18 protein-coding genes are annotated in these 16,916 nt (G+C 41.2%); 4 read left to right on the forward strand and 14 right to left on the reverse strand.

Annotated elements, in window-relative coordinates; all coding sequences use genetic code 11:
* Positions 1-73 precede the first annotated feature (73 nt).
* On the forward strand, positions 74-1,252 hold the full coding sequence (locus F957_RS10085) for a benzoate/H(+) symporter BenE family transporter (RefSeq protein ID WP_016541105.1): 1,179 nt from the start codon (positions 74-76) through the stop codon (positions 1,250-1,252).
* Positions 1,253-1,290: 38 nt separating this feature from the next.
* Here F957_RS10085 and F957_RS10080 read toward each other — a convergent pair whose 3' ends face one another.
* The 6 genes from F957_RS10080 to pepN all read right to left on the reverse strand — a co-directional run bounded on the left by F957_RS10080 (position 1,291) and on the right by pepN (position 8,925).
* Positions 1,291-3,123 carry a monovalent cation:proton antiporter-2 (CPA2) family protein gene (locus F957_RS10080; protein WP_016541104.1) on the reverse strand — a complete coding sequence of 611 codons (1,833 nt, stop codon included), beginning with the start codon at positions 3,121-3,123 and terminating at the stop codon, positions 1,291-1,293.
* A 114-nt stretch (positions 3,124-3,237) separates the two neighbouring features.
* Positions 3,238-3,957, reverse strand: coding sequence for an MgtC/SapB family protein (locus tag F957_RS10075; RefSeq protein ID WP_016541103.1), 720 nt, complete (start codon positions 3,955-3,957; stop codon positions 3,238-3,240).
* A gap of 57 nt (positions 3,958-4,014) precedes the next feature.
* A complete protein-coding gene (locus tag F957_RS10070) occupies positions 4,015-4,707 on the reverse strand; it encodes a hypothetical protein (RefSeq protein ID WP_016541102.1) in 693 nt (230 codons plus the stop codon).
* Between the two features lie 310 nt (positions 4,708-5,017).
* The gene (locus F957_RS10065; protein WP_016541101.1) at positions 5,018-5,455 is read right to left on the reverse strand and encodes an RDD family protein; all 438 of its coding nucleotides are present in this window, start codon (positions 5,453-5,455) and stop codon (positions 5,018-5,020) included.
* 65 nt (positions 5,456-5,520) lie between these two features.
* Positions 5,521-6,207: a dienelactone hydrolase family protein gene (locus F957_RS10060; RefSeq protein ID WP_016660357.1), complete on the reverse strand. Its 687-nt coding sequence runs from the start codon at positions 6,205-6,207 to the stop codon at positions 5,521-5,523.
* 111 nt (positions 6,208-6,318) lie between these two features.
* The gene (gene pepN, locus F957_RS10055; RefSeq protein WP_016541099.1) at positions 6,319-8,925 is read right to left on the reverse strand and encodes an aminopeptidase N; all 2,607 of its coding nucleotides are present in this window, start codon (positions 8,923-8,925) and stop codon (positions 6,319-6,321) included.
* A 340-nt stretch (positions 8,926-9,265) separates the two neighbouring features.
* On the opposite strand from pepN, the gene F957_RS10050 reads away from it, so the two are divergent.
* On the forward strand, positions 9,266-9,523 hold the full coding sequence (locus tag F957_RS10050) for a hypothetical protein (protein ID WP_004652954.1): 258 nt from the start codon (positions 9,266-9,268) through the stop codon (positions 9,521-9,523).
* Positions 9,524-9,585: 62 nt separating this feature from the next.
* Here F957_RS10050 and F957_RS10045 read toward each other — a convergent pair whose 3' ends face one another.
* From F957_RS10045 to F957_RS10035, 3 genes are all read right to left on the reverse strand, one after another.
* Entirely contained in the window at positions 9,586-10,059 is a 474-nt protein-coding gene (locus tag F957_RS10045; protein ID WP_005189664.1) for a DUF2147 domain-containing protein, read from the reverse strand.
* Between the two features lie 216 nt (positions 10,060-10,275).
* A complete protein-coding gene (locus tag F957_RS10040) occupies positions 10,276-10,752 on the reverse strand; it encodes a DUF2147 domain-containing protein (protein WP_016541098.1) in 477 nt (158 codons plus the stop codon).
* Positions 10,753-10,895: 143 nt separating this feature from the next.
* Positions 10,896-11,102 (reverse strand): DUF2147 domain-containing protein, encoded by a 207-nt coding sequence (locus F957_RS10035; RefSeq protein WP_265596988.1) that lies wholly within the window; start codon positions 11,100-11,102, stop codon positions 10,896-10,898.
* 269 nt (positions 11,103-11,371) lie between these two features.
* Between F957_RS10035 and F957_RS10030 the strand changes: the two genes are divergently transcribed.
* Entirely contained in the window at positions 11,372-12,532 is a 1,161-nt protein-coding gene (locus F957_RS10030; protein WP_016541096.1) for a hypothetical protein, read from the forward strand.
* A gap of 24 nt (positions 12,533-12,556) precedes the next feature.
* Complete coding sequence (gene thiM / locus F957_RS10025; RefSeq protein ID WP_016541095.1) at positions 12,557-13,372, forward strand: hydroxyethylthiazole kinase; 816 nt, start codon at positions 12,557-12,559, stop codon at positions 13,370-13,372.
* A 172-nt stretch (positions 13,373-13,544) separates the two neighbouring features.
* On the opposite strand, the gene F957_RS10020 is transcribed toward thiM, so the two are convergent.
* The 5 genes from F957_RS10020 to F957_RS10000 form a co-directional block, all read right to left on the reverse strand.
* Positions 13,545-14,000 carry a hypothetical protein gene (locus F957_RS10020; RefSeq protein WP_016541094.1) on the reverse strand — a complete coding sequence of 152 codons (456 nt, stop codon included), beginning with the start codon at positions 13,998-14,000 and terminating at the stop codon, positions 13,545-13,547.
* Positions 14,001-14,061: 61 nt separating this feature from the next.
* Positions 14,062-14,325, reverse strand: coding sequence for a hypothetical protein (locus F957_RS10015; protein WP_016660358.1), 264 nt, complete (start codon positions 14,323-14,325; stop codon positions 14,062-14,064).
* Positions 14,326-14,440: 115 nt separating this feature from the next.
* The gene (locus tag F957_RS10010; RefSeq protein ID WP_016541091.1) at positions 14,441-15,613 is read right to left on the reverse strand and encodes a cyanate transporter; all 1,173 of its coding nucleotides are present in this window, start codon (positions 15,611-15,613) and stop codon (positions 14,441-14,443) included.
* Between the two features lie 19 nt (positions 15,614-15,632).
* A complete protein-coding gene (locus tag F957_RS10005; RefSeq protein WP_016541090.1) occupies positions 15,633-16,094 on the reverse strand; it encodes a nucleoside deaminase in 462 nt (153 codons plus the stop codon).
* Position 16,095: 1 nt separating this feature from the next.
* Entirely contained in the window at positions 16,096-16,782 is a 687-nt protein-coding gene (locus F957_RS10000; protein ID WP_016541089.1) for an ankyrin repeat domain-containing protein, read from the reverse strand.
* Between the last annotated feature and the right edge of the window lie 134 nt (positions 16,783-16,916).

Genomic DNA, 16,916 nt, shown 5'->3' on the forward strand with positions numbered 1-16,916 from the left:
ACTTTAGAACTACGATTTAGGTCGCATTAACGATATACTTTTCAACAAATTTTAAACAAGTATAGATGCATAGATGCAACGTCTCCTCCAAGATTTTTCAATTCCAGCAGTTTTTGCTGGCTTTATTACTTTCTTAATCGGGATTAGTGTTTCCGCCATCCTCGTCATTCAAGGCGCACAATCTTTAGGTGCCAATACTGCTCAAATCAGTTCTTGGTTTTGGGCATTGGGACTTGCCATTGGTCTCTCGGGCTTGATCCTGTCTTGGAAATATAAATATCCCGTTGCCACCGCATGGTCGACGCCAGGGATTGCATTGATCATTGCCTCGACTGGGCATTATGATTTATATGAAGCGATTGGTGCTTTCTTGGTCTGTGGTATTGCCATTGCCATTGTTGGTTTTTCAGGAATCTTCCAAAAACTATTGGCCCATATTCCACAAAGTCTGACCTGTGCCATGCTGGCAGGGATCTTATTAAAATTTGGTATTCAAATTTTTAGCAGCTTAGAAAGCCATCTTGGCTTTATTCTCAGTATGCTTGTGATCTATTTGGTTTCAAAACGCTTATTTCCACGTTATAGCATTGTACTGACGGTGATTTTAGGCGCAGCAATCTGCCCACTATTTATCGACTTTAAACTTCAATCAATCACGTGGTCACTGACCCAACCGGTATGGATGCAACCTTCATTTTCGTGGTCTGCCATCTTAGGCTTAGCTTTACCACTGTTTGTCATCAATATGACTTCACAAAACTTGCCAGGGATTGCCATGATTAAAAGCTATGGCTACCACCCGCATGTGAATCAGTTGGTGGGTTGGACAGGTGTCGCACATACTATTTTTGCGCCTTTCGGCTGTTTCTCAATCAATTTAGCAGCAATTAGTGCAGCGGTAAGCCTAGATGATCAAGTACATCCCGATCCAAGTAAACGCTATATTGCCGGAATCAGCTGTGGTCTGTTCTATATCTTAATGGGGCTCTTTGCAGCGACATTGGTCAGCCTACTGATGTCATTCCCGCAAATCTTTATTGTGGCGCTTGCAGGAATTGCGCTATTTGCAACGATCAGCCACAACATTGCCGTTGCTTTTTCAAATGTAGAAGAACGTGAAGCTGCGCTACTCACCTTTTTATGTAGTGCCTCAGGTGTCCAATTCTGGGGTATTGGCTCAGCGTTTTGGGGTTTGTTATTAGGTATCTTCGTACTAGTGTTATTTAGATTTAAAGCAAAAAATAAGCCCTAGTTGGGCTTATTCAAATCATGCACGGAAAGCATTGCGGATTACTTTTCCTCTAAATCTTTCTGTGCTTCTTCATCATTTAAAATACGTGCTGCTTTTTTAGGACGAATTAATGGCGCTGTTGGACGCGGATGCGTATGGGTATATTGTAAACCTACACCTGCATAGACATCATCCGCAGCGATCTCTGTTTCAAAACGCTCATCATCACGATCACGAATTTCATCCGTAATGCGTTGTACTTCATCTTCATCAACGCCTAATTCTTGCAAGATCACGCCACCAAATTTGATTGCAGATTCGAAGGTTTCGCGAATCATATAATCCACTTTATGCTTCACTAAGTAAAGCGAATGTTCACGGTCATAAGAACGAACCAGCAGCTTAGCCAATGGAAATTCATGCGTGACCAACTCAACAATTCGATTGGTGGTTTCTTTACTGTCGACACAAACCACAATGGCTTGGGCTGAAGATGCACCCGATGCATGCAAAATATCTAAACGGCAGCCATCGCCATAATAGATTTTAAAACCAAACTTTTCCGCGTTTTGAATCATGTCGATGTCATTATCAATAATGGTGACATCTACTCCTCTTGCCAATAACAGTTGACTGGTCACCTGACCGAAACGACCAAAGCCAATCATCAGTACACTGCCACTCAAGCCTTCAGCAATATTGACATTGTCTAAATTGATCTGATCTTTGGTTTCGGTAAAACGTTTAAATACAATGCCTAAAATCGGGGTTAACACCATTGATAACACCACAATCGCAGTCAAATTCGACTTGACTGAATTATCAATGACTTGCGCACTCAATGCAGCGGCAAACAGAACAAAGGCAAATTCACCACCTTGTGCCATCAGCAAAGCTCGGTCAAGCGCCTCGGTATGAGAGCTTTTGGTGACACGTGCAACGATATAAATCATCAAGGCCTTAGCAAACATCATCGCTAAAACACCGCTGACAATCAGTTGCCAATTCTGAGCAACCACCGATAAATCCAGTGACATCCCGACACCGAGGAAGAACAAGCCCAGTAATAAGCCACGGAAAGGTTCAATATCTGCTTCAATCTGATGTCTAAAAGTCGATTCAGATAACAATACCCCTGCCAAAAAAGCCCCCATCGCCATGGATAAACCACTGACTTGCATTAACAAGGCTGCACCCAAAACCACCAGCAGTGCTGCCGCCGTCATCACCTCTCGGGCTTTTGCCGCGGCAAGCAATCTAAATAACGGATTCAGCAACCAATAGCCTGCTGCAATAAGACCTGCAATCGCAATCAAGCCAATTCCGATACTTTCCAAGCGTGTCGAAGTACTTTCCACCACATGGTTTGGCGCCATAAAAGCAACAATTGCCAATAAAGGCACAATCAGCAAATCTTCAAATAATAAAATGGCAACAATCTTTTGCCCTTGAGGTTGAGCGATATCACCGCGATCTCCCAACAACTGCATCACAATGGCCGTGGAAGTCAGGACAAAACCAGCAGCACCGATAAAGGCAACTTGCCAACTAAAACCAAACAATAAACCTACGCCAGTCAATGCCAAAGCACAGGCAACAATTTGCAAGGTACCTAGCCCAAAGATTTCACGCCTTAAACTCCATAAATGTGAGGGCTGCATCTCCAGACCAATCACAAACAGGTACATCACAATCCCAAGTTCTGCAATGTGTAAGATCGAAGCCGAATCATGAAAAAATGCAAAACCAAATGGGCCAATAATCAGGCCTGCAATTAAATAACCAAGGACGGAACCCAAGCCAATACGTTTAAAAATTGGAACGGCAATTACAGCAGCGGCAAGCAAGACCACTGGCGCAATTAAACTGATTGAATGTGCTTCTGAACTCATACTGTTCTCATTGTTATCAAGCTGGCGTCATTTTATGTGAAACAATAGACATTTTATATATCATTTTTGGGACAATCTATCTCAACCACATGATATAGAAACTATTTCTAAGGCTTAATTGATGGTATTTTTATCCCAAAATGCCTGTCGAATTTGCGGCATGGCATTCAGATGATTGGTAATATGCTGTGCTTCTTCTGCATCAATTGAAGTAGCAATTAAAGTGACTTCAATCTCGACCTCTTTTTCACCAAACGGTGTGACTTCAATATCTTTGGCCGGATAATTATGGTGTTGCAAGGTTAAATTCAACTCATCCATCACCACCTTACTCTGACTACGGTCACAAATAATATAGATGACATGTAAAACCTCGGTATCGTCATCAATTGGACGACGATCAATGGCATGAACAATCGGTCTTAACAGCGTATTGGCTGCCAAGATAAAAGCCGTTGCCAGTATTGCTTCAATAATAAGATCTGAACCCGCAGAAGCACCCACGGCGGCTGAGCACCAGAGAGTCGCTGCCGTGTTTAAACCATGAATATTGCCTTCTTGGCGCATAATCACACCCGCACCCAAGAAACCGATCCCTGAAACCACATAGGCAATCACGCGGACTGCACCTTCTGCACCCGTTAAATTGGTCGCAATATCGACAAAAATTGCAGCACCAACAGCCACCAGTACATTGGTTCTCAACCCTGCCGTGCGTTGTCGATACTGACGTTCAAAGCCAATTAATGCACCAAGAATAAAAGCAACGGACAGGCTGACTAAGGTGTCAGCAATATTTGATAAATCAATATTTTGTAAAAACTTTAATTGCATCTTACACCTATATTCTTATCAATGTTTTTAATGACAGATTAACTAGATTTGAAACAATTAGGATGAAGGCGTATAACTTAAACCGAGTCCAAACCAATGTTGTTTTAAACGATGTAGACGATCGCCGAAAGAAGCTTCCAAAGTAAGGACATTGGGAATCAAACTATATTGCAACGCTGTCTGGAAAAATGGCGCTTGGCGATCTTGATTATATGTTTCAAGTGTTACACCGACATGCTCGGTCAGCGTATAAGTTGAAGCAATTCCCCAGCGAACGAGGCGCTCATCAGTCTGTTGATAACCGAGATTGGTATCCAATGCTAAACGTTGATCTAAAAGTTGAAAACTGACAGGAACATTCAAAAACCAGTTTAAATCCCCATGATGAGCAACATCATCACGGGATAGCTGTAAACTACTGGCAACGCCCCAGTCATTCTTCATTGGCTTTAAAATGCTTTTCGCTTGAACCGAAAAGCCATGCATCTGATCTTGATCTTTACTTGAGTGATAGCCCAAAGATACTTCTAAATTTTGATTGAGATTACAGGCAGGTACGACTTGATAAGACCAAGTGCCGTCTTTGTTATAGCTATAAGTACTTTCTAGCTGACACTGCTGTGCCGCTGTAATAGATACATCATCGGTGTTGATGAGTGGACCTGCCTTACTCTTTTGAGTCAGCAACAATCCACATAAAATAAATACGTTAACAATAGCAAGCCATTGAATGGAAGCGTGAAAAAACATAGGCTTCTCCCCATTTTAGGTGAGAAACTAAACAGGATGCAGTCAATACAATAAATTTTGTGGATACAGCAAAATTTTATAGGAGGGTTTAGATAATTTTTAGCAAAGCTATCTCATTGCAAGATAGCCGACCTAAATAGCTCACTTGCTCAGTATTCGCTTTGGCTTAATCCCTTATTAAACCCGAACCTCGAACAACTTCCCATTTAGGATCTCCGTGAATAAACTCAACGGCATTATAGGACATGCGAATTGATTCACAAGCCCTATCGTATGAATTTTTTATTACGTGATAAAATTTCGCGCTAAATTAAAGCTCTCTTACCACTACAGTTTTTGCCATTTTGTCGTGCCAGCCTTGCTTCTTCGCATCAAATGCCACCCAGATTAAACCAATAAAAAATACTAATGTTGCTGGGATATAACCAATATAACGAATGATAGCCTGTCCAACAGTCACATTTTCACCTGTTTTTTCATCCAGCACTTTTAATCGAAGCAGACGCTTACCTGGTGTACCAGCAAATTTAATCCAACAGAAAATATAAAAGACTGCGGCGAGAATTTGCCAAATCCAATCTGCCGTAGACATAAATTGGAATGATGAAAAACCATCAGAGGCAACTGTGGTATTGCCACCACCAAAAATCATGGTTAATGGAATCATGGCAACAATCACAATAATGGAATCAATAATGGCGGCACCCACACGTATCCAGAAGCCTGCATATTCATATTTATGAGACATATTTCCCTCATTTTTTAATTGTAGAAATTTAGTTCAATTGAATAATACGCTGTTTTTCCAATGATTTATATTGTGTTTTGTTTTAATTCTCGCTCAAAAAAATCAAGCGTCCGCTGCCACACGACTTGGGCTTCAGGCAATCCTCGGCTCACGCTACGGAAGCCATGTGGCATATTATAAGTATAGGCTTCCACCCGATCACCCAATTGCTGGATTAATTTATTACGCTTGGTCGCTGGGCAAAATGGATCAACCGTAGACCAATGCCCTTGTAAAATACGAACCTCATCCAGAGATTCTTTTTTCGGTACACCAGCACCTTGAATACCTAAAGAATGATGATAAACCACAGGTGCCAACATATCTTCGCGCTTGGCCATCTGGATTACATAGCCCCCTGTTAAGCACTGCCCTAACATGCCTAAGCGACCATTGGATCGAGGATCTGCCTTTAAAGCATCCAGTAATACATGAATTTCTTGATTAACTTCACTATCCGCAGCATTGATGCGGCCAGCTTTGCTCACCATGGCACGAATACAATATTTAACTGCACCGCCACTAAATAGATTAGGTACATAAACCAAATAGCCCCGATCCGCCAAGTCTTGGGCATCTTCACGATAGACATCGAGAATACCGAATAACTCATGTAACAATAAAATAGCAGGCGTTTTTTCAGAGCTTTGTGTGGGTGCATACACTTCAACTTCAATTTGACGTGTTGGTAATGTGATTGTTTTTATTTCCATTGCAGTCATCCGTTACATTCGAATGATTTCCATACTATTTCTGACAATACTAATTGTCAAATAAAAAAGGATGTCTGACGACATCCTTTTCCTATTGATTCAATCAATCAATTAAATACTGAGTAAACTGTTCAATGTCTCAGCTACATTTTTCGATTTTACTTTAGGTTGCAATGCCTTAAGGGCTTGTTGCACCTGACTACGTTGTGGTTCAGCCAAGGTGTACCAGCGTGACAGCACTTGTAATAAACGCGAACCTAAGATTGGGTTTTTCTCATCCAGATAAGCAGCCAACCCAATGAAATGATCGACACCAAAGCTCCACGTATTGACTGGATTTGCCGCCAAACCGCCACTTACGGCACGGATACGGTTCGGTGTTCCCAAATCATAATCGGCGTGCTTGGTCAGATATTCAATGGTTTCTGCTGTTGCACACGGGTTCGATGCTTGAATACTAAACCATTGATCTAAAGATAAAGCTTCATCTTTAAAACGGTTATAGAAATCTGCAAGTGCCGCTTGTGCTTGGGGCGCGTCATTCCAGACCAAAACACGTAATGCACCTAAACGCTCAGACATATTGCCCGTTTGTTGGTATTGTGCATAAGCCAACTCAAATACAGATTCATCGCCTTGACGCGCCAACATATTCAGAGTGATATTCTTTAATGAACGTACGCCCATCGCCAAAGAAAACTCTTTTTGCTGGTCTGGATCTAAAGCCAAATAAGTCTCTTTCCAGAATGAACCTAAATCACGTGCTAAACGATCCAGCACAGCTTCACGCTTCTCACGAATCAATTCAGGCTCATAGTCTTGATCAATACGACTGCCTAAATAGTTTTCACTTGGTACATCAAATAAGCGCGATGCCAATAACGGATCTTTATTCACTAAGTCTGGCAAGGTATTTTTAATTGCCTGAATATAGGTATCCACTTTATTGTCTTCTAAAAGAATACGTTCCAATAAGGTTTGTGTCGCTTGCCATTGGTTAAAGCCATTGGTTTCGTGCTGAATCAAGAAGGCAAGATCATCATTAGAATAATCAAAGACTAAATTCACAGGTGCCGAGAAATTACGTAATAACGAAGCTACAGGTTGCTCAGTCACCCCTGTAAATTCAATTGTTACTTCATCTTGATCAAATAAATACACGCCATCTTTGACCTCATTCACAAACAGGTCTGTGCCGTGCAAGGTATATTGTTCACCTGTATTGGCATTAAATAATGCCAGAGCCACAGGAATTGGTACTGCTTTAAGGTTTGGATATTTTGGATGTGCTTTCAAGCTTTGTTTGAAGCTTAAACGATACGTCTGTGCAGCAGCATCATATTCACCTTTAGCTTCTAACTTTGGTGTACCAGGTTGGTTATACCACGTCAGGAAATTAGAGAGATCAACACCCGAACCTGCACTTAATGCAGCCACCCAGTCTTCCACTGTGACCGCTTGCCCATCATGGCGTAGGAAATATTCATCTGTGCCTTGACGGTATTTTTCTTTACCTAATAGAGTTGCCATCATGCGGTTGATTTCAGCACCCTTCTCATACACTGTCGCGGTATAGAAGTTGTTGATTTCGACAAAGTGGTCTGGACGAGGTGGATGTGATAATGGACCTGCATCTTCAGGGAATTGATGCGATTTCAATACCGCCACATCATCAATCCGTTGTACGGCTGCTGATTGTAAATCTTCAGAGAAAGACTGATCACGGAAAACCGTTAAGCCTTCTTTTAAACACAACTGGAACCAGTCTCGACAGGTAATTCGGTTGCCGGTCCAGTTATGGAAATATTCATGTGCAATGACAGACTGGACTCGCATAATCGCAGCATCAGTGGTGTATTCCTCATCGGCAAGCACACAAGACGTATTAAAGATATTTAAACCTTTATTTTCCATCGCACCCATGTTGAATTGACTGACAGCGACAATCATGTAGTTATCGAGATCATACGGGCGACCATAGTGTTCTTCGTCCCAACGCATTGAGTGCTTTAGAGCCTCCATCGCGATATGACATTTCGGAATATCTTTTTCAATTGCATAAATTTCTAAGGCAACATCACGACCTTCCGAAGTGGTGTAACGATCCTTCAATACCGCCAAATCACCAATCACACAGGCAAATAAATAGCTTGGCTTTTTGGTTGGGTCTTGCCAAATTGCAAAATGACGGCCTTCCCCAGCCTCTCCAGTTTCCAATAAATTGCCGTTTGCAAGCAGTACTGGATATTTCTTATCCGCTTCTACACGTGTGGTAAATTCGGCCAATACATCAGGACGGTCAGGATAAAAAGTAATTTTACGGAAACCTTCAGGTTCATTTTGAGTGACAAATAAATCACCTGCCTTGTATAAACCTTCTAATTGCGTATTCGATTCAGGATGAATGATCACTTGAGTTTGTAGAATGACCTGATCTGGTGCATCAGCGATCAGCAATTGTTCACTATCTAACAGATATTGCTCTGCACTCAGGAGTTGCCCATTGAGTTGGATCGATTTTAATTCCAGATCACGCCCCAAAAGCACCAAAGCACCAGTCGTTTGGCGTTTCATCACCAGCGTAGAATCAACAAGCGTATGATCATCATAAACTTGGATGTCCAGATTGATCGATTCAACCAAGAAAGAAGGCTTTTGATAGTCTTTTAAATAAATGGTTTGATCTGCTTGTACTGGAGGTTGCGCCGCAATATTCATCAGTATTCCTTATCTTTCATCATGTCGGATGGTCTTGTTGGCAAGACTCTTGATGAGTCGATCATACGCCAACTTACAAAAGCTGTCTTTAGGGTCACACACCCGTTTTAAGAATTTTATTGGGTTTAGTTTTCAGGTTTTCAAATTTATTGAGCAAATCACATGCCGTTTAGACAAAATTACAACATCGTTTTCCATTCTTAAATAAATGCTACACAACCAAATGGGTTTTATCACTCAACTTACATTTTTTTGCTGCGTTTTACATTTTGTGCACGGTTATTGCTTAACCTAATATGCCAATGTAGGTCATACAATAAAACACATGAGGGTAAAGACGATGGAATTAAAAGCACACTTATATCGTTTAGAAAATATCAAGGCGATCCACGATCTTGCTAAAGCTGGCGTGGATCATCATGTAATTTCCGTTTTTTTAACAGCAGAGGGAATTGAACTGACAACTTTAGAAGTGACCAATATCGTGAACACCTATGACGCACTTGGTAAAGAAAAGCTACCAAGTAAAAAAGTACAAGCGCTTATTGCAGCTAAAAAAATCGGTCAGGAGGACGAAAACTTACCATGCCCTGTTTAATCACTTACTTTAACCATAAAAAAAACCTCGAAGCCAATTCGAGGTTTTTTATAAACATCTAATTATGGTGTTGCGTTATCAGTACGTAGCCAAACGACCGTACGGCCCAGTGCTGAAACGCCCATATAACCACGCATACGTAAACGTTTGCCTTCTCCAGTCACTACACCTTTACCTTTATAGACACGGCCTGAAGTCGGTTCCAAAACCCGACCATCAATATATGAATCAGGTTTGTTTGGGTCTTCTTTAAAGCCCGATAAAATCTCTAAGCCTAAAATCGGTTTATTGGTATTCGGTGCTGCACATTTGGTGCAATTGGTAAGGGCAATGCCATGTGAGTTTGGATAACGATAAACAATCTTCCCATGATAACGGCCGTCATTTCCTTTACGGATTTCTACGATTGAGAGTTGTTCACCTGTACGTTCTTCAATGCTTTTCCAGTAGCCTTCAATCGAAGCAGCGAAAGTTGTTGCGCTTGCACAAGCAAGAGTGAGCCCCATGATTCCGTTCATGAGCATACGATTTAGCATATTAACCCCGTCTTAAAAAGTAACCTATTCATCTTTATAGGTTTAATGCACGGAAATTATCACACTTTTACCCAAGTTACACTGTACGCTAGCGTTCATTTGTATAAGAAATAACTGATCTAATGGCTGAATCTGACATCTATATATGCATTCTTTAGTACAAATAAAAAAAGCCTAAACGGGTCGTTTAGGCTGACTAACAAGCAGTTTATAGCGTTAAGGATTCGCACTATCAGTACGAATCCAGACTTGGGTACGACCAAGAGCTGAAATTCCCATATAACCACGCATACGTAAGCGCTTTCCATCTGCACTCAGTTGTGCTTTACCTTTATAAATATTGCCCGTTTTAGGCTCAAGTACCCGACCATCGATATACTGATTTGGATTCTTCGGATCTTCTTTCAATCCCCATGCAATCTGTAATCCCTGAATCGGCTTATTTTTAAAAGGTTCAGGACATTTCACACAATGTGTCAAGACATTGCCACCCCCTGGAACAGGATAACGATACACAATCGTTCCCGTATAGGTATTATCTGGTTTTTTCTTAATTTCTACGATTGAAAGCTGCTCGCCGGTACGATCATCAATACTTTTCCAAAATCCTTCAGGTGTAGAAGCAAAACCGAATGTCGCGAATACAGTCAAAGAAATGCCCATGATTCCTTTCATGAGTGTGTGTTTTTGCATAATAAGCTCCGTAATGCAAAATAAATCCGTCTATCACTTCATTTTTATGCAAATGTACAGAAACAGTCAACACAAGCAAGGGATATTTAATTACTTAAAATCAAACAAAATTTTAAGTAATTCACACAATTAAAAATAAATGATCATGGATTGGCACTGTCGGTTCGAATCCACACTACAGTACGACCTAAAGCCGAAATTCCAACATAGTCTCGCATATGTAATTGTTTAGCATCCGCGGTTAAACGCGCTTTGCTTTTATACACCTTGCCTGTTTTGCTTTTAATAATGCCGCGCCAAGAGCCTTCAATTAGGCTTGCATAGGTTAAAATACTGCTCAAACAAGCCATTAGGCCGAGCATACATTGCATCCATATCTGGTTATTTATGTTTTCCCCTCTGCTTTTGCTTTGTCCAATTGATTTGACGTTATGATTCTCATTGGCGCAGGAATTTAGCATAGTTTAAAAAACTACAAAGCTATAGGCTTATCTTTTATATAAAATTCAGTAGATTAGGTCTCATTTTAGTCATAATTTTTATCTATCTATAAACTTTGCATCACTCTACTGATACAGCATGTATAATCCCCTATTTAATGGTCATAGGTTTAATCTCAATGGATTTACAGATTCTACAAAAACAGTTAGATGAAAGTAGCCATTGCCCGCTGTGCCACGCTTCAATGTTCTGGGTCGAGGCAGAACAATACAGCCAAGAATTTCAATTTCACGAATGCAGCCATTGCCAGCACCGCGTTTTTAGAAGTGACAGCAAACTAAATTGTCACTGTGCTCAGTGTACGGCGCAACGAAAAAAACAAACCCAGCAGACCATTTTACAAGAACAACGTAAATACAAAGTCAAAGATGAAGTGATTTACAGCCTGAATCAACTGAGCTTTTTGCATAAACTATTCTTGCTTAGCCTGCTGGACAGCTATGCGCGGGAAGATGTACAACATGATGAGTTGATTCATTGGCAGAATATTAAATATCGAGAATTTACACCCAACTATTTATTTCAGAATCATTTAGTTCAAGAGTTATTGAAATTAGGGATACTTAAATCACAAGATACAGGCTTAGAAACGGAGCATTATTATCTCAATGTCCGTCTGGATGGTTACTCAGATCCAAGCTTGTTTAGTGTGGCCCAACAATTACGCCATTGGTTTTATGAAAATCTAAGCCAAGGAATTCCGTTTAAAAGTACAGACGAAGTCAAAGACGCATTGTATCTGGTGCTCTATCAGGAAATTGTGCAGTTCATGCAGTTCTATTGTCGAACTTGGGGTATCCAAATTGCAGGTAATCGACCATTCCAAGCTTTTTGCTACCGTTTAATGGAAGGTTTGGCTGTGGGGCAGATTTTTTACCTGATCCAAACCGCTTTAGAATATCTGCATAAGCAGAACGCATTGCAGCAAAAAAATGATAAATTTATCAACACCAGCTTGCTCAAAAAGACTTTAGAACAATATCGCGAACGCGCTTTGACCGAACGTTGGGAAACCACGACATTACCAAGACCTTACATGATTCCATTTAGCAAAATGAGTGAAATCCTGCTGTTTAAATTTTTAGGTTATGACGAGAGTATTTTTATTCAGCCGGTCTGGAAGTCTTGGCGAAAAATAGAACCGCGTTTAAGTTTTTACTCAGTTAAACGTTGCATGTATTGCGGTTCAAATGACTTAATCGTGGATTATGATGCCACAGATTATGTGTCATTAATTTGTCGTCAATGTAAGCATCAAGATCATTATTTCACCCGTTAATAAAGACTTTATTCAGGATATGTCATGTCACACAAACAACAATTGATTGATCAAGTCATTGATGCTTGGCGCGCCTTACAACAACAAACACCTTTAGTGCAATGTATGACCAATAGTGTTGCCAATAATTATGTGGCAAATATTTTACTTGCAGCAGGTGCCTCACCTGCCATGATTGATAATCCCTTCGAAGCCGAAGAGTTCACCAAAATTAGTGCTGCCTTGAGTATTAATATTGGAACACCAACCAGCGAACAAACCGAAGCGATGTTAATTTCGGCCCAAACAGCCCAACAACATCAGGTGCCGTGGGTACTTGATCCAGTTGGTTATGGGGCAGTGTTAAAGTGGCGCAGTGAGATAGTTGATCAACTGTTAAGGTTCCAGCCGAGTATCATTCGTGGTAATGCCTCTGAGATCAGTACTTTAGCAGGCAGCCAGATTCAGTCTAAAGGCGTGGATAGCACTTTAAATAGTCATGAGGTTTATGCACAGGCGAAGAGCCTGTTACAACATACTGAATGTATTGCGATTTCAGGTGAATCTGACTTCATTGTCTCGAAACAGCTTGATGCTGTGATTCAAGTCAATGGTGGTTGTTTTTTACAACCTAAAATTACCGCAACAGGTTGCGCCTTAGGTGCATTAACTGCAGCCTATCATGCTGTCAGCAGTCCAACCATTGCTGCACTTGCCTCACATATTCATTTTGCCATTGCTGGAAAATTGGCTTATGACCATGCACAAACAGTGGGCAGTTTTAATGTGGCCTTTTTGGACTATGTGCATATGTTGGATGACAATTTAATCCAGCAATATGTCGACATTAAAATCGTTTAGGTCGCTTATTAATCAATAAAAGACTTTCCTGCTTGAGTATTACACCTTACTTAGCGGTGCTAAAAACGCAACCTTCAGTTGCGTTTTATCGATTCAATTTTAACTGAACCCATTAACTAACGCCCTAACAATGGACTAAATTGAGCTTTTTTCGCTGAGTAACATTTCCGATCTATTCAAAGCTGTTGCGATCAATCTGATATTGTTTAAAGTACAACAAACGTTCGGCCTCACTCAAACTTTCATCATATTGAATAATTAAATAAATATCTTTCTTGGTTAAGGGTACAGATTTTAATAGGTCTGCCAATTCAGTCACTCTAATCGCTGCGACTTCACTGGGCTGCTTGAGAATATCAGCATCTTGTTCAATAAACTTAAAATCAACGCCTTGTAAATTGAAATACACCATCACTCTTCTATTCAATGCGTCACTATCATCATATAACACGGTCCCTGCAGGTAAAATGGTGTAGTCTGAATAGTTATCAAAACTTGATGCGATGCTTAAAGGTCTTTCCAAAACATGAATTTTAGGTGTCGCAAGGTATTTCCATAAATACAAAATGACGAGAAATTGAATCAACGTTAAAAGAATTAAAAAAGTAATCGCTATATTTTTTTTCATAAATCATCTTCTATGCTCAGCTTAGAGCATCAACATCTCGCCTTGAAAATAAAGTATTTAATCATGGCTTACATTGATCAAGATTTAGCATGATCATCAGTTCAACAATATCGGCCTGTGCTTTAGGTTCTCTTTTCTTTTTGAAATGATAGTCCTTCCAAACGTTCTCCCAATTCTGGTCAATAAAGTTCACCATGCATGCTTTATATGGAACGGGTGTAAGTGTTTCGACCTGCTCTAAAAACCTGTGCTTATACGACATCTTGGCTTGAGAACAGCCCAATATAAAAAGCATTACAATCAAAATAAGACTTCGATTTCTCATGTTTTCTCAAATCACGAAGCTTCTTCTTGCTATACTTTAAGCTACGGATTTCATTCATAACAGGCCTTAAAAGTAATTTTAATCAATGTTCATGGATTTATTTTTGATTAAACGCTTAGGCCATCACTTTATCATAATGTTTTGGATTGAGTCGAAGCATCAATACCGCAACAATCACGACCATCGTTAAATGCCAGATCCATCCTGCAGCATAAGTCCCAGTCATATCATGTAATACCGCAACCCACCAAGGTGCAATTGCAGCCAATAAAAATCCACCACCTTGCATCAAGGCTGAAAGTTGTCCCGCATGTGCAGGATCAGGTAAATGGTCAAGCACCACAATCATCAACAAAGCAAAGCATCCCCCTAAACCTGCTCCTACGGTGATTGCCCAGAAATAAGGCAAAGCATCTGCCCAAAAAGCCAAGCCTGTGAAGCCAATCAGTTGCAAAATTAAAGTTAATCCTACCCAGATTCGACGATCTCGCTGTTTTCGAGATAAATAAGGTAACAGCAATGCTGCCCCTGCTTGACTCAGTGTCAACACAGCCATCAGATTTCCACTGGCCGTTGCGGCCCAACCGTGTGCTTGAAAAGCAGGTGCAAGCCAAGCCACAATCGAACTATAGCCGCCATTGATTAAACCAAAACAGCAGATCAGCAACCATGTTCTTGGCTGCTTGAACAACCGCATCACCGAAGGCATTTGTTTATGCTGCTGTGCTGTCTGAGTCACAACACACGTTGCAAAGATCAACGCCAGCAATGCAGGCAATACAAAAACAGCCAGCCCGATTTTCCAGTCACCACTGCTGTTTGTCGCTACTGGGGCAAGCAATGCCCCAAGCGCCCCCCCCCCCATTAGCGTGGCTGAATAAAGCCCCATCATCGGACTCAAATGTTCATGGAACTCTCTTTTAATCAGACTTGGGAAAGCTGCTTGGATCATAGCAACGCCAAAACCTATTACGGCAGCGGTGAAGATCAAAGCCCAGCCATGTACAGTAAAAAAGCGTAAACCGCAGCCCACGCAAATCATGACCAATGCGCCAACAATCGCGCGACGTTCACCAAACAGGTTTTGCAGAACTGGACCAACGAAGGCGATCAGTCCCATCAATAACATTGGTACCAGGGTTAATAGCGCAATCCCTTGCAGACTCAAACCCGTAGTCGCACGAATCTGATTGGCAACAGGTCCGACACTGGTCATAAATGGCCGAAGATTTAATCCAACCAAAGCAACGGTGATGATCAACAATGATCGATGTTTGATCGCACTCATGGTTTTAACCGTATATCAATCATGAGATAGATTTCCAATAGCCATACAAATTTGGCTTGGCTTCGATTCTTAGAGGAACATAACCAATCATCATAGACTGCTCTGCAAAAGGTTTTGCTAAATCCGCATAAATTGCTGCTGTCGATAAGCCATATGCCTCAGCATCATCATTGGAGTGTGCATAAATCACACGATTAATTCCCGCCATGCGCATGGCTGCCAAACACATGGGGCAAGGCTGCCCACTGGCGAATACAGAACAACCATCCAAACTAGCTGTTCCTAATCGTTGGCTTGCCGCGCGTATCGCCAAAAGTTCTGCGTGTGCTGTTGGATCATTGCTTTTCAGTATTTCATTTACACCTGATGCAATCACTTGGCCATCTTTCACCAAGACTGCAGCAAATGGTCGCCCACCTTGCTCGCAATTTTGATACGCCAGTTCAATCGCCTGACGCAGAAAATCATGATCCTGCTGCATTTTAACGCTCCAATAACGTTGCTTTTGCGCCTGCACGCAATAAAGCTTTTTCGATAGTGCTATAACCACGTGCATGGGCATGCTCAAGCGCTGTAATCCCATCAGCATCAGGAATGTTGACGTTAGCACCAGCAGCAATCAACACATCAACGATCTGTTGATAAGCTTGACTACCATTACCTAAAATGATCGCCTCTAATAAAGCGGTCCAGCCCAAGTTATTGATGTGATCGACATCAACACCTGCCTCAATTAAAGTGCGTACGGTATCGACATGACCTCGTTCAGCCGCAGGAATCAAGGCAGTGCCTCCATAGCGATTGGTACTTTTTAAATCGGCTCCATGCTGTAAGGTCAGCTTTAATATTTTTAAATAGCCACGTGCCCCTGCATAAAGATAAGGGCTGTCCTGAATTTGATCTTTGGCATTGACATCCGCACCTGCATTAATCAAGGCTTGTGCGGCATCGAGATTATTGGCACGTGTTGCAAGCATTAAAGCGGTCGAACCTGACGCATCACGTGCATCAATCTGAATATTTTGAGCGAGCAATTGCTGGATTTGTACCACATTATTCTGTGCAGCCGCCGTATGTAAGGCCTCTTCTTGCATAGCATCTCCCGAAGTTGCGTGGCTACATGCAGTCAATGCAATTGCAAATACAACAGACAAAAATGATTTGTGCATAGAACCCTCCATGGATCAGCCTTGTTTGACAGGTGAGAAATAGAATCTGTGTTTAGCATAATCAGCTTTATTGCTATTTAAAAATTAAATTATTTAATGAAATGCATTAAGATTATGAATACAAAGTTCAATCT

The sequence above is a fragment of the Acinetobacter gyllenbergii CIP 110306 = MTCC 11365 genome, from assembly GCF_000413855.1.
GTDB lineage: Bacteria > Pseudomonadota > Gammaproteobacteria > Pseudomonadales > Moraxellaceae > Acinetobacter > Acinetobacter gyllenbergii.